This window comes from Rufibacter sp. XAAS-G3-1 (assembly GCF_013623775.1).
Lineage (GTDB): Bacteria > Bacteroidota > Bacteroidia > Cytophagales > Hymenobacteraceae > Nibribacter.
The window spans coordinates 227,714-251,960 of record NZ_JABFAM010000009.1 but is presented as its reverse complement, the minus strand read 5'-3'; the positions used below and the strand labels follow the sequence as shown (position 1 = coordinate 251,960).

Annotated in this window: 16 protein-coding genes; 11 read left to right on the top strand and 5 right to left on the bottom strand. The window is 48.8% G+C overall.

The annotated features are described in order from the left end of the window. Nucleotides 1-74 precede the first annotated feature (74 nt). The 4 genes from speE (at nucleotide 75) to recQ (ending at nucleotide 5,060) form a co-directional block, all read left to right on the top strand. Entirely contained in the window at nucleotides 75-1,358 is a 1,284-nt protein-coding gene (gene speE / locus HHO50_RS12595; protein WP_181306406.1) for a polyamine aminopropyltransferase, read from the top strand. A gap of 4 nt (nucleotides 1,359-1,362) precedes the next feature. Next, nucleotides 1,363-2,454 carry an agmatinase family protein gene (locus tag HHO50_RS12590; protein WP_255478719.1) on the top strand — a complete coding sequence of 364 codons (1,092 nt, stop codon included), beginning with the start codon at nucleotides 1,363-1,365 and terminating at the stop codon, nucleotides 2,452-2,454. A 15-nt stretch (nucleotides 2,455-2,469) separates the two neighbouring features. Then, complete coding sequence (locus HHO50_RS12585) at nucleotides 2,470-2,802, top strand: phage holin family protein (protein ID WP_181306405.1); 333 nt, start codon at nucleotides 2,470-2,472, stop codon at nucleotides 2,800-2,802. 125 nt (nucleotides 2,803-2,927) lie between these two features. Continuing rightward, complete coding sequence (gene recQ, locus HHO50_RS12580) at nucleotides 2,928-5,060, top strand: DNA helicase RecQ (RefSeq protein WP_181306404.1); 2,133 nt, start codon at nucleotides 2,928-2,930, stop codon at nucleotides 5,058-5,060. 738 nt (nucleotides 5,061-5,798) lie between these two features. Here the strand turns inward: recQ and HHO50_RS12575 are convergent. Further along, on the bottom strand, nucleotides 5,799-7,019 hold the full coding sequence (locus HHO50_RS12575; RefSeq protein ID WP_181306403.1) for a S8 family serine peptidase: 1,221 nt from the start codon (nucleotides 7,017-7,019) through the stop codon (nucleotides 5,799-5,801). A 344-nt stretch (nucleotides 7,020-7,363) separates the two neighbouring features. On the opposite strand from HHO50_RS12575, the gene HHO50_RS12570 reads away from it, so the two are divergent. From HHO50_RS12570 to HHO50_RS12560, 3 genes are all read left to right on the top strand, one after another. Beyond that, a complete protein-coding gene (locus HHO50_RS12570) occupies nucleotides 7,364-8,125 on the top strand; it encodes a LexA family transcriptional regulator (protein WP_181306402.1) in 762 nt (253 codons plus the stop codon). A 158-nt stretch (nucleotides 8,126-8,283) separates the two neighbouring features. Further along, the gene (locus HHO50_RS12565) at nucleotides 8,284-9,000 is read left to right on the top strand and encodes a pirin-like bicupin family protein (protein WP_181306401.1); all 717 of its coding nucleotides are present in this window, start codon (nucleotides 8,284-8,286) and stop codon (nucleotides 8,998-9,000) included. A gap of 1,112 nt (nucleotides 9,001-10,112) precedes the next feature. Further along, a complete protein-coding gene (locus HHO50_RS12560; RefSeq protein ID WP_219921534.1) occupies nucleotides 10,113-10,772 on the top strand; it encodes a hypothetical protein in 660 nt (219 codons plus the stop codon). Nucleotides 10,773-10,784: 12 nt separating this feature from the next. Here HHO50_RS12560 and rmuC read toward each other — a convergent pair whose 3' ends face one another. Beyond that, nucleotides 10,785-12,149, bottom strand: coding sequence for a DNA recombination protein RmuC (rmuC, locus tag HHO50_RS12555; RefSeq protein ID WP_181306399.1), 1,365 nt, complete (start codon nucleotides 12,147-12,149; stop codon nucleotides 10,785-10,787). Between the two features lie 591 nt (nucleotides 12,150-12,740). Between rmuC and HHO50_RS12550 the strand changes: the two genes are divergently transcribed. The 3 genes from HHO50_RS12550 (at nucleotide 12,741) to HHO50_RS12540 (ending at nucleotide 15,781) form a co-directional block, all read left to right on the top strand. Next, nucleotides 12,741-13,235 (top strand): DUF2062 domain-containing protein, encoded by a 495-nt coding sequence (locus tag HHO50_RS12550; protein WP_181306398.1) that lies wholly within the window; start codon nucleotides 12,741-12,743, stop codon nucleotides 13,233-13,235. Between the two features lie 431 nt (nucleotides 13,236-13,666). Continuing rightward, nucleotides 13,667-14,971 carry a cytochrome P450 gene (locus HHO50_RS12545; protein ID WP_181306397.1) on the top strand — a complete coding sequence of 435 codons (1,305 nt, stop codon included), beginning with the start codon at nucleotides 13,667-13,669 and terminating at the stop codon, nucleotides 14,969-14,971. A gap of 336 nt (nucleotides 14,972-15,307) precedes the next feature. Then, nucleotides 15,308-15,781 carry a DUF4920 domain-containing protein gene (locus HHO50_RS12540; protein WP_181306396.1) on the top strand — a complete coding sequence of 158 codons (474 nt, stop codon included), beginning with the start codon at nucleotides 15,308-15,310 and terminating at the stop codon, nucleotides 15,779-15,781. Between the two features lie 193 nt (nucleotides 15,782-15,974). Here HHO50_RS12540 and HHO50_RS12535 read toward each other — a convergent pair whose 3' ends face one another. Then, nucleotides 15,975-18,890, bottom strand: coding sequence for a PD-(D/E)XK nuclease family protein (locus tag HHO50_RS12535; RefSeq protein ID WP_181306395.1), 2,916 nt, complete (start codon nucleotides 18,888-18,890; stop codon nucleotides 15,975-15,977). Between the two features lie 180 nt (nucleotides 18,891-19,070). Between HHO50_RS12535 and HHO50_RS12530 the strand changes: the two genes are divergently transcribed. Then, nucleotides 19,071-19,742, top strand: coding sequence for a metallophosphoesterase (locus HHO50_RS12530; RefSeq protein ID WP_181306394.1), 672 nt, complete (start codon nucleotides 19,071-19,073; stop codon nucleotides 19,740-19,742). A 335-nt stretch (nucleotides 19,743-20,077) separates the two neighbouring features. Here HHO50_RS12530 and HHO50_RS12525 read toward each other — a convergent pair whose 3' ends face one another. Together HHO50_RS12525 and HHO50_RS12520 are read right to left on the bottom strand one after the other, a co-directional pair. Continuing rightward, complete coding sequence (locus HHO50_RS12525; RefSeq protein ID WP_181306393.1) at nucleotides 20,078-21,583, bottom strand: malate:quinone oxidoreductase; 1,506 nt, start codon at nucleotides 21,581-21,583, stop codon at nucleotides 20,078-20,080. A gap of 127 nt (nucleotides 21,584-21,710) precedes the next feature. Then, complete coding sequence (locus HHO50_RS12520) at nucleotides 21,711-23,750, bottom strand: T9SS type A sorting domain-containing protein (RefSeq protein ID WP_181306392.1); 2,040 nt, start codon at nucleotides 23,748-23,750, stop codon at nucleotides 21,711-21,713. Between the last annotated feature and the right edge of the window lie 497 nt (nucleotides 23,751-24,247).

Below are 24,247 nucleotides of genomic sequence, written 5' to 3'. Positions count from 1 at the left end.
CACTAACTTTCCAATACAGTATCTTTTTTGTTGCTTTGCGCGTCTGAACAAATAATTGACTTAGAAAGACCCTTATGGACGCGTTAGGAAGACATATTCTGGTGGAGTTTTACAACTGCTCGCCAGAATTAATGAACGATGTGGTGCACATTGAGAACAGCATGGTGGCCGCCGCCGAAACCGCCGGTGCCACGGTCATCAACAGTACCTTTCACCACTTTTCTCCTTATGGCGTGTCAGGCGTGGTGGTCATCCAGGAAAGCCATTTGGCCATTCATACCTGGCCCGAGTATGGGTATGCCGCTGTGGACTTGTTCACCTGCGGCGATTCGGTAGATCCCTGGGTTTCCTATACATTCCTGAAAGAAGCGTTTGAAGCCAGCCACGGGTCTTCCATGGAATTACTGAGAGGTCAGCAAAGCCTGCTCAAACGCACCGATTTCACCGTAGAAGCCCGCGATTCCGGCCAGCCGGTGGCATCCATCCCGCGCATCACCCGCGATGTCTGGTTTACCGAACGCGACGAAAACATCGCCCTTTCGCTAAAACACACCGGAAACCAGTTATACAAAAAGCAATCGCCTTACCAGAAGGTAGAGGTGTTTGAGACGTTGGCGTACGGCAACATGCTTACCCTGGACGGCATGGTCATGTGCACCCAGAAAGACGAGTACGTGTACCACGAGATGATCACGCACGTCCCGTTCTTCAGCCACGGCAACGTAAAACGCGCCTTGGTGATTGGCGGCGGAGACGGCGGAACCGTGCGCGAACTGCTTCGCCACGACAGCATTGAGGAAGTGGTGCTGGTGGAGATTGATGAACTGGTGATTGAAGCCTGCCAAGCACATCTACCTGAAACAGCCAGCGCCTTCGGTCACCCGAAACTGAAACTGCTGGTAGAAGACGGCATCAAATACATTCAGGAATGTGCAGACGAAGCCTTTGATCTAATAATTGTGGATTCCGCAGATCCAGTGGGGCCGGGAGAGGGCTTGTTTACCGCCGAGTTCTATGCAGAGGTGCACCGTTGCCTTACTGCTGAAGGCGTGATGATTACCCAAAGCGAGTCGCCGCGGTTCAATACCAAGGTTTTTGTGGAGATCTATGATACGTATAAAGGCATTTTCGGGCAGGACAACGTGCACTGCTATCTGGCCGCCATTCCCACGTATCCTACCGGAACCTGGAGTTTCTCGTTCAGTGCCAAAGGCAGCGTGCATCCCAAGAAATTCGACCAGGAAGCTGCCGCCGCCTTCACCAAAGCGCAGGGCTTACGCTATTACAATGAAGACATTCACGTAGCTGCCTTTGCCTTACCTAATTTCGTAAAAGATTTACTTTCCTCTAAAGCCTAGTACTATGAGCATTACCATGCCCACCATGTGTGATTCCAAACACAAGAAAATTACCTCATTTGACCAGAATGGCGTAGGGGATGTAGGCAGCGGCCTTTTTGGACTTCCGTTTACCGAAGAAGAATCTGAAGTGGTGATTTTCCCTATTCCGTGGGAAGTGACGGTTTCCTACAACGCAGGTACCGCCGAAGGCCCGGCTGCCGTGCGCGATGCCTCTCCGCAGCTGGATCTTTTTGACCCCGAAGTACCGAACGCCTGGCACCTGGGAATTCACATGCCGGCGGTGCCAGAAAATTGGGCGAAGGAAAGCCAACGCCTGCGCGAGAAAACCGAGGCCTATATTGACTGGCTGGAAACCGGCAGCCCGGGTCAGCCCAACCGTTTTGATCTTACGTTGGCCGAAGTAAACCGAAAAGGCGAAGAACTGTTGCAGTGGTCTAAAAAAGAAACCCTGGCCTATCTGGAGAAAGGCAAACTGGTGGGCGTGCTGGGCGGAGACCACAGTACGCCATTGGGTTTTATGCACGCTCTAGCCGAAAAGCACGAAGAATACGGCATCCTGCAAATTGACGCCCACGCCGATTTACGGGACGCTTACGAAGGCTTCACGTACTCCCACGCTTCTATCATGTTCAACGCCCTCAAGCTGCCGCAGGTGAAAAAACTGGTGCAGGTAGGAATACGGGATCTTTGCCAGGCTGAGGCCGAGTTGGTAGACCAATCTAACGGACGCATCACCACGTTCTATGACAGCAAGATCAAAACCAAGATGTACGAGGGTACTTCCTGGCGCAAACAGTGCAAGAAGATCATCGCGCAGTTGCCGCAGAAAGTGTACATCAGCTTTGACATTGACGGGTTAGATCCTAAGCTTTGCCCGGCTACCGGTACCCCGGTGCCCGGCGGGTTTGAGTTTGAAGAGGCGGTGTATCTGATCAAGGCATTGGTGAAATCAGGCCGGGAGATCATCGGGTTTGACCTGTGCGAAGTGGCTCCCGGAGACAGTGAATGGAACGGAAACGTGGGCGCGCGGCTCCTCTACAAACTCTGCAACTGGATGGCCGTATCTCAGAAAAGATTAGAATCTACTATTTAACCCACCACCATACCTATGGGATTCATCCTCAGGATTATCATCACCGGCATTGTAGTGCTGGTGCTGGCTAAGTTTTTCCCTAGCATAACCATTGACGGAATTAGCGGTGCCATTCTACTGGCCCTGGTGCTCGCCATTTTGAACGCCTTTGTAAAACCCATTCTGGTGTTCCTGACCATCCCTATCACGTTTCTGACGCTGGGTTTGTTTCTGCTGGTCATCAACGTCATTATCCTGTACATGGCAGATTATCTGCTGGATGGGTTCAACATCAGTGACGTGATAACCGGTATTTTATTTAGCCTGGTGTTGTCCGTAGTGACCGCTATTATAGATGCCATTTTTTAGGACGTACTAAAGCCCCTTATAAGCAAGAATAGCCCGGAAAAACTTCCGGGCTATTCTTGCTTATAAGGGGCTTGGCAAAAGGAAAAGAGGCGTTTTTGGCGTATTTTTGTTTAAAGTATTAGAAAATGGGAGTTAAGGAAGCACGGGAAGCCCTCAAGCTTTATTTCGGGTATGACCAGTTCAGACCAGGGCAGGAAGATATTATCTCTAACGTGCTGGAAAAGCGCGACACGGTGGTATTGATGCCCACCGGGGGCGGAAAATCGGTCTGCTACCAGGTGCCGGGCTTGGTGATGCCGGGGCTAAGCGTAGTGGTTTCCCCGCTCATTGCGTTGATGAAAGATCAGGTAGAGGCATTGTTGGGCAACGGCGTGAACGCCGGATACCTGAACAGTTCGCAGTCTACCAAAGAGCAGCAGTTGATTGAACAGCAGTGTTTTGACGGTCGGCTGAAAATGCTGTACGTCTCCCCGGAAAAACTTCTTTCGGCGGGTTTCTTTTCCTTTTTAAAACGCTTGCAGATTAACCTGTTTGCCATTGATGAAGCGCACTGTATCTCGGCCTGGGGCCATGATTTCCGGCCGGAGTACCTGCAATTGAAAAACCTCAAACTGCAGTTCCCCGAGGTACCCATCATCGCGCTCACCGCCACGGCAGACCGCCTCACCCAGCGCGACATTCTCACCCAACTATACCTGCAAGACCCCAAGGTTTTCATTTCTTCGTTTGACCGTCCCAACATCTACCTGCAGGTGCAGCCGGGGCAGAAACGCATGGAGGCCATCCTTGATTTTCTGGAGGAACGTCCGTTCCAGCCGGGTATCATCTATTGCCTCAGCCGAAAAGCCTGCGAAACGTTGTCCGCTAAACTGAAAGAGAAAGGCTACAACGCCGATTATTATCACGCCGGTTTATCTGCCAAGGATAGAGACCAAGTACAGGAGAGATTCCTCCAAGACAACATCCAGATCATGTGCGCCACCATCGCCTTCGGGATGGGGATTGACAAGTCTAACGTGCGCTGGGTCATTCACTACAACTTGCCCAAGAACCTGGAGAGTTACTACCAGGAAATAGGCCGGGGCGGCCGGGACGGGGCCCCCGCCGAAGCTTTGTTGTTTTACAGCCTGGCTGATGTCATGACGCTCCGCGATATTGTCACCCAAGGGGAGAACAGCAAGGAACAGGCCTTGTCTTTGGCCAAGCTAGACCGCATGCAACAGTTTGCGGAAAGTACCAGTTGCCGGCGCAAAACCCTGATGCACTATTTTGGGGAGGAGTATTCCAAAGACTGCGGCAACTGTGACATCTGCGATAATCCGCCAACTTCTTTTAATGGTACCGAGTACGCCCAGAAAATTCTCTCGGCGGTGGCCCGCACCAAAGAAACGGTGGCCACGGCGCAGGTGGTGGATATTCTGCGGGGCTCCCGAAACCAACTCACCTTGTCCAGAGGCTATGACCAACTGAAAACCTTCGGCGCGGGCCGCGATGTGCCTTCCCAGGATTGGCAACGCTACATTCACCAGTTGATCAACCAGGGAATCCTGGAGGTAGCGTATGATGAGCACGGTGCCTTGAAACTGACCAACGCCAGCCAGGAAGTGCTTTTCAACGGCAAAAAAGTGGAGCTGGTGAAATTCCAGCCGGTAAGCCCGAAGGAAGAGAAAGAGAAGCGGCAGAAAAAATCCAGAAGCGGCGTGGAAACGGCCTTGTTTGAACACCTGCGGCAACTCCGGAAGCAGTTGGCCAACGAGCGCAACATTCCGCCGTACGTGGTCTTCACCGATAATACCTTGCAGGAGATTGTGGAACAGCGGCCCACCAATAAACCGGCTTTCCTAGCCATTTCGGGAGTGGCACAAGCGAAATTTGAGCAGTACGGCGAGATCTTCATCAATGCCATCCTGAGTTTTCTGGCCCAACAGGCCGAGCAGCAGCAGGCCCGTCTGAAGGGCACCACGCATCTGGTGACCTATGAACTGCTCCGGCAAGGCAAGACGCTGGAAGAAATCTCGGAGCAAAGGCAAGTACAGTTAACTACCATTTACTCGCATCTGGCCACGTTGTACCAGCAGGGGTATGATATAGATTTGAGACCATATCTCTCTGATTTGGAATACAGCCGGGTTAAGGAAGGGATTCTGCAAACCAAGCAAACCGCTGCCATGAAACCTATTTTCGATTACCTGGAAGGGGAGGTTGATTACCTTAAAATACGGCTTGCAATAGGCAGGTTTAATAGAGAGAATGGTTGAGTTATTGGCCTTCTTTTGAATCAATAAACAAGAAGTAATTTCATGAATGTTTTAGGGCTGATTTTTTAAAAACACGCTTAAAACAAGCTGTCTTTTTTGCATGGCAATTGATTCCTTTCTGCGCTTTGTCCTCTGTCTGGATATGGGTTCTGTGGAGAGGGATTGGTAGTTGCACGTTTTACGCTGTTGCCTTGGCTTTGCTGCTTCGTGCGTGGGATTGATTGGTGAGGTGCATGCCTTACGGTGTTCCCTAGGTTTGGCTGTTTGTTTCGTGGGTGCAAGTGCTGCATTGTTTCATCTCTGGCGGTATGCGCTCACGGCCGCGGGGCCCCGTCTTCCCCTCTCGCACTGCCCTTTCGGCCTGTACTGCCTGTCTCTCTTAGTTTTGCCTGTCCAGGGCCAAAAGCGAGGCGCGTTCGGGGAAGACTGGAACGGGGGAAAGAAAGTAAGACTCTTCTTCTATGGCGCGGAATCACTTCCGTGACATGCTTTTCGGGTTATCTTAAGTCATGGGAGTAAATCCGCGCCATAGAAGGGGCCGTGACGGTTATTAGTTGCATTGCCTGTATTCTACAGCAAAGGCGTATTCCCCTCCTCGGGGGGGTAGGGGTGGGTTTTGGCTCTTCATCATCTCCTTCTAAGGCGCATCATTCATACAAAGAGGTATCAGTAGCAAACAAAACAAAGATGCCCGTCTTAATAGACGGGCATCTTTGTTTAAAAGAAAATGGGGTATGGTTATTTCAAAGCGATTGCATCTGGTTTGCCATCTGGGTCATTGCTCACCACACCTTGGGAATTGACTTTTCCGCCGGTAAGGGCCAGGATTCCGGCTACGTGCGGGGCGGCGTAAGAGGTTCCGCTTCCGGTGGTGTATCCGCTGCCTTTCCAGGTGGTGTAAATGCTGGTGCCTGGGGCCGAGAAGTTCACGGAAGCCCCGAAGTTGGAGCTAGGGTTGAGTCTTCCGTAAGAATCCATGTTAGACACCACGTACACGTTTGTATCCACCACGCGGGCCGGAGAATCGGCTTTGCAGTCAATGCTGCTGTTACCGGAGGCCACCGCGATGAAGATGCCGCGGGCGGCGGTTTTCTTCACCAGGTCGTCCAGCATGGAGGAGGCAGCCACCCGGAGGCTCATGTTCACCACGTCACCGGGCTTGCCGTTCTTGTAGACGTGGTTCAGGGCCGAGTAGATGCGGGTAAGGGTACCGGCACCGGCGTTGTCAAACACCCGCAGGGCCACAATGGAAGCGTTGGCAGCTACCCCAACCACCCCAATGTTATTATTTTTCGCACCTATGATCCCGGCAACCGCGGTACCGTGGCCGTAGCCGTCTTCCCAGGAGGTAACCCCCGAGATAAAGGACTTGCTTCTTGCTTGATCTATGTTCAGGTCTGGGTGAGTAGACTGCACGCCGGAGTCAATCACCCACACGGTTTTACCGGTGCCATCGCCGTAACCCACGCGGGCAACGCCCCAGGGAATGGTTTGGGAAGATCCTAACGTAGAGAGGTCAGACGTACCAACGGCAGAGGTTTTACCAACTGGCGGAGTAGCTTTTCTGGCGGAGGCATCTGAGGTGATTATTTTACCAAGAGAAACCACTTGGTCTTGCTCAATAAAAGCTACATTCTTATCTTTTCTTAGCAGGTCAATCTCTTCTTTGCTGAAGGAGCCGGAGAAACCATTGACGGCCCCCTGAAAAATCTCCCGGACTCTGGTAGCGTCAAATCCGTTCCTGCCCAATACCCGTTGCCGCAACTCATTTGAAGGTTGTGGGTTGTTGTCTTTCAGTACAACAATGAACTTGCCAGCAATGGAAGTAGAAGAGGCAACCGGTTCTACCGGGAATTGGCCTGTTTCTTCTAATACTTCATCTTGTTGGCAACCAGACATTGAAAAGACGGAGGCAAGTGCAAAAAAAGACACTGCTTTCTTGAATGTAGCTGTGTTCATAGTTTTCTTAGTTTAGTATAAAAAATATGAGAATGTTGATGAAGAATCAGCCATATATAAGCGAGTTATTGCTGATTGCGTTACAAATGTACTGAATAATACAACTTTTAAGCAAGCAAATCCGTAAATAAAATCTTGATATTAAAGTTCTTATATATTGATATATTACAGTTCTAAGAAGCAAAAACAGCCTATGCAAAGCGTATACCAAATGTTTCCATAGAATCTGGAGAAAAATTATTTTAAAAAAATCAAAAAACACCGGAAAATCTATTGCCAAAAATTTTAGTTGTTTGCTAAAGAATTAGTACTTTTACTCTGTAAAACCAACTACAGACCTTCCTATGCTTAGCACTAATCTAAAATATCTTAGAAAACAGCTTAATCTGACCCAAGTGCAGCTTGCCGAAAAGCTGGAGATTAAGAGATCACTGATTGGTGCCTATGAAGAGGGGCGGGCAGAACCCAAATTGGCTACTCTGGTTAAGATGGCGCAAGTGTTCCAACTGTCAGTAGATGAGCTCATCAATCCAGAGTTACCCAACCTATCTAAGAGCGGTTCTTCCAAACGGCAGTCTAACGTAAAAGTACTATCTATCACGGTTGACAACCAAGACCGGGAGAATATTGAACTGGTGCCCTACAAAGCCAGTGCCGGTTACCTCAACGGCTATTCTGACCCTGAGTTCATGGAGGAACTCCCTAAATTCAGATTGCCTATGATCCAGAGCCCCGGCACCTACCGGGCGTTTGAAATCAAAGGTGATTCTATGTTGCCCATTCCTTCGGGAACGGTGATAGTGGGGCGCTATGTAGAGCAGTGGCAGGAAATAAAAGACGGTACCCCTTGTATTGTGGTGAGCCTGCAGGAAGGCATTGTGTTCAAACGCATCTATCACCAGCAGAAGCAAACCGCGCTGCGGCTGCACTCAGACAACCCAAGTTATGAGCCGTATGATGTGGCCTTAGATGACATAGTGGAGTTGTGGGAAGCCAAAGCGTACATCAGTACCACTTTCCCCATGGCTGAGATTTCGTTAGATAAACTCACCTCGCTGGTTCTGGACTTGCAGCAGGAAGTGAAGAAACTGAAGACTTCCAATTAACTCAACTCTTGGAAGGGTTGGGCCGTTTTGGGGCTACTTTCATGAAAGTAGCCCCAAAACGGCCCAACTTTTATATAGCAACGTTTTATATAGAAAAACCAGCATAAACCTCAGCGGCGTGGGTACGTATTTATCTTTGAACATCAACTCCCTTTCCCATGATCAAAGTGATTTCTGCCCCAGACAGACACCATGCCTCCCACGGATGGTTAGATTCATACTTCCTGTTTTCCTTTTCAGACTACTATGATATGAACAACGTGCAGTGGGGGCCTTTGCGGGTTTTCAACGACGATTATATCAAGGCAAACAGCGGCTTTCCAGAGCACTCGCATTCAGAAATGGAGATTGTGACCATTGTGCTGGAAGGGGAGGTCACGCATAAAGATAGCTTGGGGAATAACACGGTCATTAGGGCCGGAGAGGTGCAGCGGATGACCACCGGCACGGGCGTGAGTCATTCTGAGCACAACTACTCAGACAAAGAACTGCACCTGTACCAGCTTTGGTTTATTCCCAATAAGAAAGGCCTTGCCCCAAGTTATGAGCAGAAAGCAATTGATTTCACAGACCATAAAAACGAGCTGGTTCCTTTGGTGACCGGCCAAAAGGTGCTGGAAGACGTACTTTACATCAATTCCAATTCTACCATCTATTATTCTAATTTAAAAGAAGGGAATGAAATAGACTTCAAGACCTTCCCCATCCGGAAAGGGTTGCTCTACGTCACCACCGGTGAACTGTTTGTGAATGGCATACAGGTTCAGAAAAACGATCAGGTTAGGTCGGCAGATATAGATGCCCTCCGGATAAAAGCGTCGGCAGACAGCACGTTTATTCTGATAGATTTACCGGGAGTAGAAGCCAATTATTAACAGATATTACCTCAAATACAGCTAAGGCACACCCTATGGGTGTGCCTTAGCTGTATTTGAGGTAATTGCCTCCTGTATAAATTCTGTTTCTATTTATTTTTTTGTGAGGAAGTAGTTCCATGGAAGCAAGAAGCTGTTTACGTTTTCAATTTGTTCCTGGCGTAAACGTCCGCTTACGCCTTTGTCTACCGGAAATTCCAGATTTCGGGCTGTTTTCCTAAAATCAGCCCGAAAACGAAGGCACAAGCAGGCACTTGCGGCAGAAGATTTGCCTTAAAAGCATATGCATAAAGCTTTAAAAGGGTTCATAAATATATGGACAAATGAAACTATCTATTTTGTCTTCCTGGAAGGATCTTGTGGGCGAATTGGAAAAGCCGTAAATAAACACCATTCCCGTTCACTGCCGAGATCCTTTCTGGAGGACAAGGAGAGGATGGAATATAGTTATTCCGTCCGGTTGCTTAGTTATTTTGTTAAAATTGATATTTCTAATGGCTTAATTTTAAAATGAGTTTGCTATTTAAGAAGTGTAATTATTTAGGTTAGATGGAAAACAAGCTTTATTAATTGTTGTTTTCTCGTTCTGTAATTTTGCCGTTTATAAAATAACTTTAAGGTATTAGAGGCTATATATAATAAAAAGTTATAACTATTAGAAACTTATAGTTGGGCATTGCTAAGCAATCAGTTCCACGTGATCAGCTTATAGAGTAATTACATAGCAGCCTTTTACAGCATACCCTTCTATAAAATATTATTCTATACAACCCCTATTTGTCTCATTTCTTTTTTCTTAAAATATTGATAGCTAAATGTTTGTATATATGTCAAGTATTATATTATAAAGCTTTTTATAGAAGTCTGTGATGCCTATTGTTTATCTTAAACATTGTTTTAAATGAATATAGTATAAAATATTTATACGGATAAAATACCGTATTAATTTCGGGTAGATACTTTATTCTTATATTTTAAGGCTCGTATAACCTACCTAGTTAGCCACCTAATATTAATTCAAAAGACTATGAAGAAGAAATGGATATCAGTCATGATGGCCCCTATGTTAGTTGCAGGATTGTCTTTTGCAACAGCATCATGTGACGATGACGATGATGCACAATACGGACCAGGAGGAACAACGGGCACTACCGGAACAACAGGCACTACTGGAACTACTGGAACTACTGGAACAACAGGCACTACCGGAACAACCGGAACTACGGGTACCACTGGAACTACGGGTACCACTGGAACTACGGGTACCACTGGAACTACCGGAACTACAGGTACCACTGGAACTACCGGAACTACGGGTACCACTGGAACCACAGGCACTACCGGAACAACTGGTACCACGGCAGGAACCACAACTGGTACCACGGCAGGAACAACGACCGGTACCACGGCAGGAACAACGACCGGAACTACTGCAGGAACAACGACCGGAACTACTGCAGGAACAACGACCGGTACGACTGCGGGAACCACAGGTACAACCGCCGGAACAACCGGTACCACGGCAGGAACCACAGGCACAACCGCTGGAACTACAGGTACGACCGCTGGAACCACAGGCACAACCGCCGGAACCACAACTGGCGGCGGAACAACCACCGGAACTACTGCTGGAACCACAACTGGCGGAGGTACAACTACCGGTGGTGGAACTACAACCGGAGGTGGTACGACAGGTGGCTGATAAAACCATTTTCAAAACAAAAGAGGCAGCTATTAATAGCTGCCTCTTTTGTTTTAGAGTTCCCCAATGAGGGTAAGCCTGATTAAATCTCTTCCAGATCTTCTTCTGCTGGTCTGCCTTCCAGTAAACCAGCTGCAAGTGCCGGGGTATTATGGAGCCATTGGGTTTCCATGGTTTTGCTGGTGCGGGCCCCCAGTTTCTTAAGCAATTCCACTTTTTTAAGCAGGTTTCCATTACCCTCAGAAAGTTTGTTCATGGCGGCATGGTACTTCTGTTGGCTGCGTTCCAGGTTCACCCCAATATCTTTCAGGTCTTCCAGAAAATTGGCGAACTTGTCATAGAGCTTGCCGCTTTCTTCCGCAATGCGCAAAACATTGCGTTTCTGGCTTTCCTGCTTCCAGACACTGGCCACGGTGCGAAGGGTAGCCAATAGGGTAGAAGTCGTGACAAAGACAATGTTCCGATCCAGGGCCTCCAGAAAAAGGTCACGGTCATGCTGAATGGCCAGGTTGAATGCCGGTTCAATGGGAATGTACATCAGCACGAAGTCTGGAGAGTCAATGCCGTGCAGGTACTGGTAATTTTTTCGGCCTAGATCAGAGAAATGCGTCCTGATGGCCTGCACGTGGCTTTTCAGGTGCAGCTGCTGCTGAAGTTCGTCTTCGCAGTTGCAGTACGCATCATAGGCTACTAAACTTACCTTGGAGTCAATAATCAGGTGTTTGTTGTCGGGCAGATCAATGATCACGTCTGGGCGGAAAACTTTGGCGTCATCATGTTGCAGCACTTGCTCGCGGCGGTAATGGACGTTGCGCTCCAGGCCAGATTTTTCCAGCAGGTTCTCCAGCAGGTATTCGCCCCAGTTGCCCTGCGCTTTTTTCTCGCCCCGCAGCGCTTTGGTAAGGTTGATGGCATCCTGGCTCATCTGTTGGTTCAGGCTGGCCATGTAGGTGATCTGCTCCTTCAGCGAAGCACTGTCTTTCAGCGTCTTTTCATACGTCTGCTCTACCTTGCTCTCAAATTCCTTGATCCGGTCCTTCAACGGGGAAAGCACCTGCTCCAGGTTTTCGGCCGACGCTTTCCGGAAGTGTTCGGCATTGTTCACCAGCACTTGGTTGGAGACTTGGGTGAATTGCTGCATAAACGTCTCGCGCAACTGCGACAACTCGGCCCGCTCGTCAGAGAGTTTCTGCTTTAGGTGGTAAATGTCGTTCTCGGCGCGGGTAACCTCGGCGTGCAGTTCCATCACCTTGCCGCTTTCCCGGCGCAATTGCTCCTGCAGTTTCAGCATTTCGGCCTGAGCCGCCTCCAGTTGCTTGAGGGCGAGGATTTTGTCAGCCTCCTGGTTTTGCAAGGTGCTTTTCAAAGCCGAAAGTTTGCCCTGCACCAGAAAATAGGTCAGAATGGCCCCCATTAAAAAGGCGAGCAGCGAAAGCGTAATATCCATAACGGGGTAGGGTAAGTCAGCGAAATCAACACCTAAAGATACGCGTTTAGTGCCTAAGACTAACATATTTCGCAAATAGTAATGGGGTTAGCAAGTAGGTTGCCTGTCTATGAGAAAGCTGTACAAAAAGAATCTTCAAGAATGTGGGGTGAATGTGGTTACTTCCAGCGGTTTCCGGTATTAAGATATGTACCTTTCTAGAAATTGCTTTGCTTTAGAAAACCAGGCTATAAACCAACCTAAGTAGCAGGATAAATATTTTAATCTATCTTGCCGGTGGTTCCCGGCGAGTATGGAGTCCCGCTTCCTCCTGTGTCACGAGACCGGGGTCGCGCGCCAGTTGGGCCTTTGGCTCTAAACCTAGGGGTCTTGGAGATCTTACAGGTCTGCGCGTTTGGGGCCTGTTTTGCGAATAACAGCCCCAAAACACCTCAGCGGGATTCCCCCACTACCAGGGAAGAGGCTAAAAGAAGAAGCTGGTTTCTTGCAGGTAAGTGGTTTATTCTGAGAAAAAGGGATTCACCGTCAGCTTTTATTGTTACCTCTGCAGTGCAGAGCTATTGGCGCTTAGCAGATTTTAATTTACTACCCGTGTTACTATTTAAAAATGGCGGAATAACGCTTTTCCTTCGGCGCAAGTTGTGGGAGCCAGTGCTGGAATTGGTTAGGCAGGGCATTACCCCGCACCAACTGGCGCTGACCATCACGCTGGGGGCTGGTTTTGGGATGATTCCCTTTCTAGGGTTAACCACTATTCTTTGTACGTTCTGGGCCATCAGGCTGAGGTTGAACGTGGCTTTTACAATTCTCATTGGCTACCTGATGCAGCCGTTCCAATTGGCCTTGTATGTCCCCTTCGTAGATCTGGGGCAACGTATTTTCCCGGTCACGCCCATCCCTTTTTCCCTGGTGAAACTCACCAGCATGTTCAGAACCGACTTGCTGAATGCCCTGCAACAACTTTGGCTGGCCAATCTGGTGGGCATCATGGCCTGGTTGCTGTGCTTTATTCCGTTCGGGGTTGTGCTGTATTTCTCTAGCCGCAAAGTCCTGCACCGGGTGCTTCCGGTGCAGCAGGCGGCCTAGCGTTTTGGCCCTGCTTTTCTAAAATCAGCCTTAAAGCTTGTTTCAGCTTTGTCTTTCGTGCTGCAAACGCCAAAGAGAGAACTTGCCTTCGCGCTTTCCCCGTCTTCGTAGCGCTGCTACGAGGCTCTGAAACCAATCCGCAGAACCTTACTCTTGCCAGTTGCGATACGAAGCCAAAATTTTTCAAGCTCTTAAAACCTTTTCAAGCTCTTAAAACTGCCTTTTTCTTATTTCATTCCAGTATTTGATGAACTGCCATCTTAGCAAGGCAAGGTGGTGGTTTATACCCATTTTCTGCCCAAAGACACCGGAACAGGAACACACCGGGTTTAGGTGCGTACGCTTTAACGAGGTTTCATTTTCTCTCAGAAGCTGGTTTTAGGGCTTTCTCCTGTTAGAGAACCATCCGTTCATTCAAATTACGCACCGTCATGTCCACTGTTCCGCAAGAAAAAGTTCTTGACAATACCATTCGCCTGCTGCTGGAAGGTTTCCCTTTTATCCAGAACAGGGTAGAGCGTTTCAAATCCAACATCTTCAAAACCAGGATCATGCTTCAGAACGTGATCTGTCTGCATGGCGAGGAGGCCACCAAAATTTTCTATGACCCCCAGAAGTTCATGCGGTTCCAGGCCATTCCCAACCGAATCCAGCGAACCCTCATGGGCAAAGACGCCATCCAAACCATGGACGGGGAAGGACATGCGCACCGAAAAGCCATGTTCATGTCTTTGATGACGCCGGATAGCCTGTATAAGCTGAACCGCCTCATGACGCACCAGTGGCAGGCTTCCCTTAGCCGTTGGGAGCAGATGGACAAGGTGGTGCTGTTTGAGGAAACCCAAGACCTGCTTTGCCGCGTGGCCTGCGCCTGGACTGGGGTTCCATTGAAAGAAGAGGAGGTACGCCTTCGGGCCAGGGACTTTGCCGCCATGGTAGACGCCTTTGGAGCGGTGGGGCCCCGGCACTGGCGCGGAAGAAAAGCCAGGGCCAGGGCCGAGAAATGGATTGGAAAGATCATCAAGAAAATCCGGAAGGGGAAATTGACAGTGAAGGAGGGTTCGCCGGCTCAGGTCATCGCCCTGCACCGTGACCTGGAGGGCGATTTGCTGGACGTTAAAATGGCGACCGTGGAGTTGATCAATCTGCTACGCCCCATTGTCGCCATTGCCTGGTACATCACGTTTGGCGCGGTGGCGCTGCATGAACACCCGGTGGCCCGCCGTAAGATTGCCGGGGGCGAAGAAGGCTACGTGGAGATGTTTGTGCAGGAGGTGCGTAGGTATTACCCTTTTGGGCCGTTTTTAGGAAACCGGGTCAAAAACGATTTTGATTGGGGAGGCCACCACTTCAAGAAAGGCACGCTGGTGTTTCTGGACATCTACGGCACCCTGCATGACCCCAACATCTGGGAGCACCCCAATGAGTTTTACCCGTACCGCTTCAGAGACTGGGATGAAAGCCCCTACAATTTCATTCCGCAGGGCGGGGGCGATCATTACACGGGGCACCGGTGCGCGGGCGAGTGGGTGACCATTGAGGCCATGAAAGTTTCCATGGTCTTTCTCTCAAAATACATGGAATACGAGGTGCCTCCGCAGGACTTGAGTTACAGCTTAGTGCGTATGCCTACGTACCCCAGAAGTAAGTTCATCATGCAGAACGTGCGCGGAGTTGGCCAGGCGGTTGAAGGAGATGTGAACAGATTATCTAAGTGTCCGTTTCACCGCGGGTAAGTATCTGATAAAGCAATAAACCCCGCAGCTAAAAACTATTAAGTCTGCGTACTTATTAGCTTTTAGCTGCGGGGTTCGTTTTAGGGCTGTTTTGAGCAAAATAGCCCTAAAACAGCACTTGTTTGATTCTGTTGGAGAAAGTCAACGCACTTTAATAGATCCCTGTTTAGGGCTGCTAATTAGGAAATAGCCCCTAAACTATTTACCTTTCAGGGGTAGGGTAAAGGTGCCATTGCATTGGCTTACCCTAAGAAGATAGCGGTTGTTGTTGGGAGATATCATTTTCTTAGGAACAGCTGTTGAACCTGCTTGTTTAGTCACTTTAAATTAAACCAGATGAATTTACTTGTAGCCCTTTCTTTTCTGTTTCTTTCTTCTTTAGCCAACTTCTTCCAAGGCAACATTCCTGCTGCCAAACCAGGCACCACCTACGGTAAAAAAGTTAAAGCCACTAATGCCGTACAGCTACCCGAACTTACCCAAAAGCTAGCCGAGAAAAGCGAATTTACCGGCAAGATTGAAGGCACTGTGGTAGAAGTCTGCAAAAAGAAAGGCTGCTTCATGAAACTGGCCCGCGAGAATGGCGACCCTATCATGGTCAAGTTCACAGACTACGCCTTCTTCATGCCGCAGGACATTGTGGGTAAAACCGTGGTAGTGCAGGGAACTGCCCAAGTAAAGGAAACGTCAGTAGAGCGTTTGCAGCACTTCGCGCAGGATGCCGGTAAGAGCAAAGAAGAAATTGCTTCTATCTCCCAGCCCAAGAAAGATATTGAGATTGTAGCAGATGGGGTATTGGTTCTGAAATAGCTTCTGATTCTTTATCCTTCCTAAAACAGAAAGGCTCTTTTTTTTACCCGAAATGGTGGAAAAGAGCCTTTCTGTTTAAACCCTTTTTTATGGAAACGTTCCTAAATTAGGGATTGCCTACCATCCGGTGCCCCTTCTACTAAAGCAGTACTCATAGAAAAGGTAGTGCTATTTTATATCGTATTTACCATAACTACCCTCGCGCGCAAATACTCTTGTAGGCGCAATACTGGCAGGTTTCCAGGTCATTGGTTTTCCGGATGGGTTCTTCTGGGTTCAGCATTCTAATGACCAAATCTTTCAGCAGCCGTTCTGAGGTTTCCATGAAATTGGCGGGTTCTCCCAAGGCATCTACAAAGGGTAATTCTGAGGTGAGCACCCCAGCCCCCAGGTTTCTAAACGAGATGATGCCTGCCTCAAAATCATAGTTGGCTTTGGGAAGATTCAGGACTTTGCTTTCCAGCAGACTTCCTTTCTGGATTTCTTTAGCCAGAATGTAGCGGTACAGCCAAAGTTGACGCACTTTGTCCAGATGGCGGTCATGCAGGAGCGTGGTTTCCAGGTCTTCGGGGTTTACTTTCAGGTTTCGGGCTTCCACTTTTCCGGTTTTGTAGTCAATCACGCGCAGGGTGTGGCCACTCAGGTCAATACGGTCGGCTTTACCGGCAATGCGCACGGGCACCTTTTCGCCGGAAGGCAGTTTCACCTCCAGTTCGGTCAGGAGCGTTTCTTCCAGATGCAGGATGTACAGCGGCAGTTCCTCTGAGTCGCGCAGGCCTTCCAGGTAGCGGGTGAGCAACTGTACGGCCACTTTGTAAAGAATCAGATTCATACCCTGTTCGGGCAGATTGCCCAGGGTACCGCGCTTGAATTCCAGTTGCACTTTCTTGGCTAAATTAGCCAGCATCACGTCCACATCAGGTTGCAAAATGGGCCTGCCTTCTTCCGCAAAGGGCCTGAAATAATCTTCCAGCACTTGGTGCACAATCGTCCCGAAGGTATCAGCGCCCACCAGTTCGTCTATCTCTTCTACCTCCTCCAGCTTGGCTATTCGGCTGAAATAATACTGCAGCGAACAGTTCACGAATTGGTTCAGGTGCGAAGGGTACAAGCCGCGCCGAAGTTGTTCCTTCAGTTTGCCTAAAACCACTTCGTCTTTCTGGATGATGATGTCCGGCTCATACTCCTTTGTATCTAATTGCTCCACCACGGCCGTTAGCTCCCGGAAGGTGATATTAGGGTTTTTGGGAGCCAAATCATGTTGCAGCTGTAGAATAAAGCGGCTTTTCTCACCCGATCCGTAGGTATCAGAGGGCAACACATACAGCAGGTTCACGCGTTTGACCCGCTGCAATAAACGGTAGAAGTAATACGAGGTAATGCTCTCTTGTTCAGCGTAGGTTGGCAAGCCGAAGGTGCGCAGCACGTCATACGGAAAAAGCGAGTTCTGCTTCTTGGGCTGAGGCAGCACGTTTTCGTTTACGCTCAGAATGATGAGGCTTTCAAAATCTAGGGCGCGGGTTTCCAGCAATCCCATGACCTGGGTAGGCGAGATAGGTTCTCCGCTGAACGGAAGCTTGGTGTTGCCTATCTGTTCATACAGAAACTTCTTGAAGCTGCGTACCGAAATCTTGTGTTCGCGGCAGTCAAAGAGCGTATCCAGTCGCCTGACAATGGTGTAGAGCAGAAAAAGGTATTCGGTTTCAATGGGGTTTTCAGTTTCCACCTGATAAATGCGGCCCAGCGCGTCTACCAATTGGTACAGCGTGTCAATCAGATCAGTACAGTCGTTCCAGGTGCGGAAAAGGGTGATGAACATGGGGTGCTCACGGCCTAGTCTGATGATTTCCTCGGCAGTGAGCAAGACGCTGTTGCGCTGTACCATTTCGTCCAGCACGTGCTGGAACAAATCTAAATCGGTTTCCCGCTCCGCAATGCTGTTCAGGTATTGCTCATACCGCCGCAGGAACGGGTGCTGCAACAGTTTGGTCACGGCCAGGTGATGGTAACGGTTCACTTTGTAGCCAGTGTCGGTGGGTTGCACCACGCCGGTCAAATGCACGTCAAAGAGCAAATCTACCAGGTTGAACAGGGGCGTGCCTTTGAAGGAGAGCCCCATGGTCACGTTGTAATCCGATACCTCGTCTGAAATGGAGTGCAGCACGGGCAAAAGCAGGGTTTCATCGGGCAACACAATGGCAATCTCGGCTTTGGGGTCTTTTTGCCGAATCTCGCGGAGAAGCTGTCCGGCAATCTTGCCCTGCATGCTGGCGTTGGCCACGCCAATGGCGTTGATTTCCTTGGTATCTGAGAGCAGCAGGTTCTGTTGCCAGTTCCACTCGGGTAGCGGCCACTTGGCTTTGTAGCGTTTCAGGAAGTGCCCGGCCCGTTTGTCTGATTCCTGCGCCATGTAATAGTCATCAGAATCAAAGAAGATATCGGCTTTGCCAGCTTCCAGCAACGTCTGGATAATCTTCTGCTCGGCTTTGGAAAGGGCATTCAAGCCCACAAAAACGTACCGGAAACAGCCTTTGTCGCTCTGCGCGATGTCTTTGATGCGGTTGGCGACCATCCGGAAGGCCAGGCCGGTGTAGGCCTGCTTCTCCTTTTTCAGCTTCTCGTGCAAGGCGTGGTACGTGCGCTCCAGGTTGCTCCAGAGTTGAAAATACTGTTTCACGTTGGCGGTAGGCGCACTGCTGCCCGGTTTGCCGGGGTCCCAACGTTCCAGCGCCTTGGCCTCGCTCACGTACTCAAACACCGCCTTGGCGTCTACCATCTCCATGTCCATGCGCGAGAAATCCTCCAGCAACGTGGCCGACCAGCCCACAAACTGATCAAAGTCCAGCTTAGGGTCAAATTGCAGCATGAGGTCGTACAGATCCAGTTGCAGGTGCAGCGGCTCCAACACTTCTACATTGGCCATGTTGCAGACAAATTCCTCCATAGAGTAAATCTGCGGCGACCAGATACCAGTGGGGGCAGCTTGGGCCAGGGCATTCTTGAAATACAAGGTGGCGCGGCGGGTGGGAAGCACAATGCACAGATCGCTCAGCTGATCGGTGTAGGTCTGGTAAATATGCTCGGCGGTTTGCCGCAGGAAAGATTGCATAGCGGGGAGCGGTATCAAGTAGCTTGTATCAAGTAGCAAGATACAACGTTTTAGGGCCGTTTTTTGGAAAAGAGGCCAGAAACAGGCTGATGGCTTAGACAGGCCATGAAATGCGTATTTCCTCTTTAGATCAGAATAGAAATATGCCGTAGATAAGATAGAAATAAATCCAGAAAGAGTATGCGCCGATTTGCCATTTCAGATATACACGGATGCTGTAAAACCTTTAGGTATCTGGTAGAGGAAGAGCTAAAACTCAAAACCTACGACCAGCTGTACCTGCTGGGCGATTACATTGACCGGGGGCCCGATTCAAAAGGAGTCATTGACTTTATCCTGGAATTGCGCGAAAAAGATTTTCAGGTGATTACCCTTTGCGGGAACCACGAAGACATGCTGCTGGAGGCCAGAGATAACTCGGCGTACGCAGACAACTGGCTTTATAATGGCGGAGTGGCGGCGTTGAAAAGCTTCAAGGCCGAAACTCTTTTTGATATTCCTCCCAAGTACTGGAAGTTTCTGGAAGAGCTAGAGCTTTACGTAGAGTTAGCGGACTACCTTCTGGTGCACGCCGGTTTCGACTTTTCCCATGACTACCCCTTTGATGACCGGGAGGCTATGCTCTGGATTAGACATTTTGAGGTAGACAAAAAAGTTTTAGGGGCCAGGAAAATAATACACGGGCATACGCCCATTTATCTTGATGACATTGCTTCTTCCCTGAAAGAACCGGTTTCTGACGTCATCAACATTGACGGCGGCTGTGTTTTCACCCGGCAGTTAGGCTATTTAACCGCCCTAAACCTAGACACCCTGGAACTGCACGCCCTGAAGAACAGGGAAGAAATGTAAGACACAGGTTAGTTGTTTTTAGCTTGTTTTCATAAAACCGGTTTATAAGTGCCAAAGTACAGTCTCTGACTACCCAGCACGGTAGACACAAGTTAGAGACTCGCGCCCGCGATCCTGGTAGGAGACGTCACAGGTTTTAGAAACCTGTGACGTCTAGCTCCGGCTACTTTCCCCGTTTCCAGTCTTCCCTGAGCGCACGGAGGGAAACAATGAAACAACCCAGCATAAGGGCTTCGCATCCACCTGCCACCACGCCAGCAACAGCGAATTTGCGTGCCCAAAAAAATCCTCCATAAAAAAGCCTCAGAATAACTTCTGAGGCTTTTCAATTTCCATTAGCGCTGTACGGGGTGAGGCTCCTGCAACTGAAGCATACGCCCGGTATACGCCCTGGTTTCTTCACAGAGCTGCGGATTTTGAGCCAGCGGAATGCCGAACGTAGGCACCATCTCCTTGATTTTCTCCTGCCACGCTGGGGTAGCCGCTTTTTGCGGGAAGCACTTGTGGATGAGGTTCACCATGATGGAAACGGCGGTGGAGGCACCGGGGGAAGCCCCCAACAAGGCGGCCAGGGAGCCGTCGGCGGCGCTGACCACTTCGGTTCCGAATTCCAGCACACCGCCGCGCTTGGGGTCTTTCTTGATGACCTGCACCCGTTGACCGGCAACCTCCAGTTCCCAATCCTCCGCTTTCGCGGTGGGCACATATTCCCGCAGGGCCGCCAACCGGTCTTCGGGCGACTGCCGAACCTGATTGATGAGGTATTTGGTGAGTGGGATATTGGTGTAGCCTGCGGCCAGCATAGGCCGAAGGTTGTTGATCTTGATGGAGAAAGGCAAGTCAAAGAATGACCCTTTTTTCAGGAATTTAGTCGTAAAACCGGCGTACGGCCCAAAGAGCAAAGCCTTTTCGCCGTTGATGACGCGCGTGTCTAAGTGCGGCACAGACATGGGCGGTGACCCAACGGCCGCTTTCCCGTAGACTTTGGCCTGGTGCTGGGCAATAATCTGGGGGTTGGTGCATTTAAGCCACTGGCCGCTTACCGGGAAACCACCAAAGCCTTTTCCCTCGGGAATACCGGAGGCTAATAAGAGAGGCAGGGAGCCGCCACCGGCACCAATGAACACGAATTTGGCCCGCGCCCGACGTTTCTGTCCGGTTTTCAGGTCTTTGATGCGGACGCGCCAGATACCGTCTTCCTTGTGTTTAAAAGAGCGTACTTCGTGGTTACGGTACAACTGTACGCCGCCCATTTCTTTGAGGTGCTTGAACAGCTGGCGGGTAAGACAGCCGAAGTTCACATCGGTACCCACTTCCATGCGGGTGGCGGCCACTTTCTCCTGGCGGTCGCGGCCGGTCATGATGAGCGGCATCCATTGGGCCAGCTGGTCAAAATCCTCTGAATACTGCATGCCCTGGAACAGGGGAGACTTTATCATGGCCTGGTAGCGCTTGCGCAGGAAAGCAACGTTCTTTTCTCCCCACACAAAGCTCATGTGCGGTACACTGCGGATAAACATTTTAGGATCAAGGATGCCTTGTTCTACCAGGTGCGCCCAGAATTGGCGTGACTGCTCAAACCACTCGGCAATGACATCTGCTTTGGAGATGTCAATGGAGCCGTTCGGTTTCTCTGGGGTATAGTTTAATTCACAGAAAGCGGAGTGGCCGGTGCCGGCGTTGTTCCAGGCATCAGAACTCTCGGCGGCTACCTCGTCCAGGCGCTCGTATATTTCTATGGTCAGATCTGGTTGCAGTTGCTTCAGCATCACGCCCAAGGTGGCGCTCATGATACCGGCCCCAATCAACACTACATCTGGTTCAGTTACTATCTTGTCCATGGTTTCATCTTAATTACTTCCTAGAGTACGAAGAAACCAACAGAAAGTGTTATCCCCAAATCTACCTGCCTTCCCCTGAAAAAAGAGAGAATTTGCAAATGGCCGGTTTCTAGGCCTGTTTTTTAAACTATCTGTTTTTTACCAGTTTATGTACTTCTACCTGATCTGCCTGGTATACCCGCAGAAAGTAGATACCCGCCGGAACATTTTTGGTGAAAGCGAAAGTAACTGATTGCAAACCAGCCTGGCCGTGGACAGAGGTAGATTGGAGCGTTTTCCCGGTTACGTCTACTAAAGACAAGGTGAGTTCGCCAGCCTGTTTCAACTCTATCTCTGCGGTAAGCACATCTTCTGAAGAGAACGGGTTAGGATACACTGTATTCACGGTAAATCCTTTGACCTCTACAAGCGCTTTCACTTGTACGGCAATCACCTTTGAGTACTCAAATGCCCCGTTGTAATCTACTTGCTTTAAGCGGTAGTACACCGTACCAGCCGAGGGCTGAGCATCTGTGAAAGTGTAGTTCTGCAACATCTGGCTGTTGCCGTTGCCTTGCACCTGACCAATTTTCACGAACTCTTGTCCGTTTGCGCTTCTCTCTACAGCAAAGAAGTCGTTGTCTTTCTCTGAGGCGGTTTGCCAGGTGAGTTTCACGGCAGTTTTAGCGAAAACACCCTCAAAAGAAGTCAGTTCTACCGGAAGCGGATTGGCTAATCCACACTCGATCACGTTCACCTTAAGCTGCGCCGAAGTTGATCCACAGGAGTTGGTAGCTGTAACAGTGATTATTTTCAAACCCAAATTACTTTCATCTTCTACCAAAGCGATTAGAGAGAATTTGCCTGGGCCGACTTCTTCCACTATGAATTCATCTGATTCTAGTACCGAATAAGTAGTGCTAGTTTGCAGAGCCCCAACTGAGAGTTCAAAGGATGAAAAGTTGCAGATTGATTGAGGACTAGATTTAACTACCTTGTTTTGTGATGCCGATGTAACTGATAAGGTTACAGTTGGCCAAATAGCAGGGGCAGAGGCGCTGGCGCATCTTGTTACAGTAGTAGCTACCGTAGCTTGGTTACTGTTAGGTACGTCTAAAATTATACTTCCTTGCTTTAATGAGAAGTCATAGATACAAAGTCTTCCTTCAATTCTAGCCTGATCTGAATTGGTAGAAACGCCATAGATGTGCAATGTGCCGCTTCCGTTTAACAGGGCGTGTGAATTGTTAAGGAAATTTCCCTTCACCAAGATGAAGCCGTTGTTAGTTAATTTAGTGTTGGAATTCTCGTTCTTAAACGTTCTAGAGGAGCTGGTCTGCTCTATGTACGCACAAGGATGGTTGATGACTGCACCACCACCAATGTTATTGAAATCATTGTCACAGTAAAACTTGCCCCAGTTCTCAATAGAAGAGCTATTATTCAAATATACCCTGCCAGCATTAAAGTTACCGTGGTTTTTAACTGGGTTGTTCGGGGTGCCACTCGCAAGGTTCAATCTTCCTGCAATCTCTACATTTCCATAGTTCCAGAATTTTCCATTGTTTATTTTTAAAGCATCATCACTAGTAGAACTTATAGTAAATGAACCATTATTGATGATGGTTGAACCTACATTTATATCTACTGTACTTGTAAAGATGGTGGAAGAGTTGGTGGCAGTTTTTAAAGTTATCTTATTAAGAACAGTGGTAGGCTTTATAGTTAATGTGCCGCTATTTTGGATAGAGCCTTTGGCCAGTTCTTGCATTCCAGAGATGGTAGCTTCCCCGGTATTTACAAAGTAGGCTGAATCTTGATAGTTGTATCCAAAAGTGAAGCTATTGCTCAACATCAAGCTACCATGATTAATCAATTTAGATTTGTTGTTGGGGATGATCAATTTGCCATTCCCCTTCAATGATCCACTTATATTGATTACAAGCTCTCTCACTTCAGCTTGATTCTGACCACCTAGCCAAAATTCAACTTGATTGAAGCTGATCTCATGATTGATTTCAATGTTGTGTCTATTGTTGTTGTAATTAGGAACCACTCTTAAAGACCAAACAGATGCATCGCTGAAGTCGCCACTTTTGACGGTTCTATTCGTAGCCTGAGCCTGGGCACAAACAGATGATACAAGAAAGCAGGCTGCTAAGAAGAAAATTCTGGAAAATTGCATCATAATGAATCTAGTTTATTTATTATAAGTAAAGTTATATACATTACTAGCGACCTTTAATTTTTCGCAAGATTATATAACAATCTATGTACTTTATTTAACAATATAAAGTTATACGTATTTTACTTTATATGACATTTAGAATATATAATTTTTGATTATTTCAGATGAATCCTCAAAAACAAGGGATAAACCCTATTTTTTACAGTATGAATAAGTTTGTTTTATTGAGGCGGGACGTAGGTTTTAGCTGGCTCTGGAAAGGGAAAGGGCCGTTATAGAATAGCCTTCGGTTGGTAGAAGCTTGGAAGGCGGAACAGCTAGCTAGGGTAGACCTATCTATTATGGAGTTCTGTAAACGGCTTCTATACTCGTTTTAATCCTGTTTTCCTAAAAACAGCCCTAAAAAGGCAGTTGCCCCCAACGGCAGGATCTTTTAGAATAGCGGGAACGGAATAGGAGGTGAGCGCCGCCCTTTGCTAAACCTCACCATAAAACGT

Excerpts from the sequence above, each read along its gene's own strand:
- speE (WP_181306406.1), top strand. The coding sequence starts at position 75 with ATGGACGCGTTAGGAAGACATATTCTGGTGGAGTTTTACAACTGCTCG.
- HHO50_RS12590 (WP_255478719.1), top strand. The coding sequence starts at position 1,363 with ATGAGCATTACCATGCCCACCATGTGTGATTCCAAACACAAGAAAATT.
- HHO50_RS12585 (WP_181306405.1), top strand. The coding sequence starts at position 2,470 with ATGGGATTCATCCTCAGGATTATCATCACCGGCATTGTAGTGCTGGTG.
- recQ (WP_181306404.1), top strand. The coding sequence starts at position 2,928 with ATGGGAGTTAAGGAAGCACGGGAAGCCCTCAAGCTTTATTTCGGGTAT.
- HHO50_RS12575 (WP_181306403.1), bottom strand. The coding sequence starts at position 7,019 with ATGAACACAGCTACATTCAAGAAAGCAGTGTCTTTTTTTGCACTTGCC.
- HHO50_RS12570 (WP_181306402.1), top strand. The coding sequence starts at position 7,364 with ATGCTTAGCACTAATCTAAAATATCTTAGAAAACAGCTTAATCTGACC.
- HHO50_RS12565 (WP_181306401.1), top strand. The coding sequence starts at position 8,284 with ATGATCAAAGTGATTTCTGCCCCAGACAGACACCATGCCTCCCACGGA.
- HHO50_RS12560 (WP_219921534.1), top strand. The coding sequence starts at position 10,113 with ATGATGCACAATACGGACCAGGAGGAACAACGGGCACTACCGGAACAA.
- rmuC (WP_181306399.1), bottom strand. The coding sequence starts at position 12,149 with ATGGATATTACGCTTTCGCTGCTCGCCTTTTTAATGGGGGCCATTCTG.
- HHO50_RS12545 (WP_181306397.1), top strand. The coding sequence starts at position 13,667 with ATGTCCACTGTTCCGCAAGAAAAAGTTCTTGACAATACCATTCGCCTG.
- HHO50_RS12540 (WP_181306396.1), top strand. The coding sequence starts at position 15,308 with ATGAATTTACTTGTAGCCCTTTCTTTTCTGTTTCTTTCTTCTTTAGCC.
- HHO50_RS12535 (WP_181306395.1), bottom strand. The coding sequence starts at position 18,890 with ATGCAATCTTTCCTGCGGCAAACCGCCGAGCATATTTACCAGACCTAC.
- HHO50_RS12530 (WP_181306394.1), top strand. The coding sequence starts at position 19,071 with ATGCGCCGATTTGCCATTTCAGATATACACGGATGCTGTAAAACCTTT.
- HHO50_RS12525 (WP_181306393.1), bottom strand. The coding sequence starts at position 21,583 with ATGGACAAGATAGTAACTGAACCAGATGTAGTGTTGATTGGGGCCGGT.
- HHO50_RS12520 (WP_181306392.1), bottom strand. The coding sequence starts at position 23,750 with ATGATGCAATTTTCCAGAATTTTCTTCTTAGCAGCCTGCTTTCTTGTA.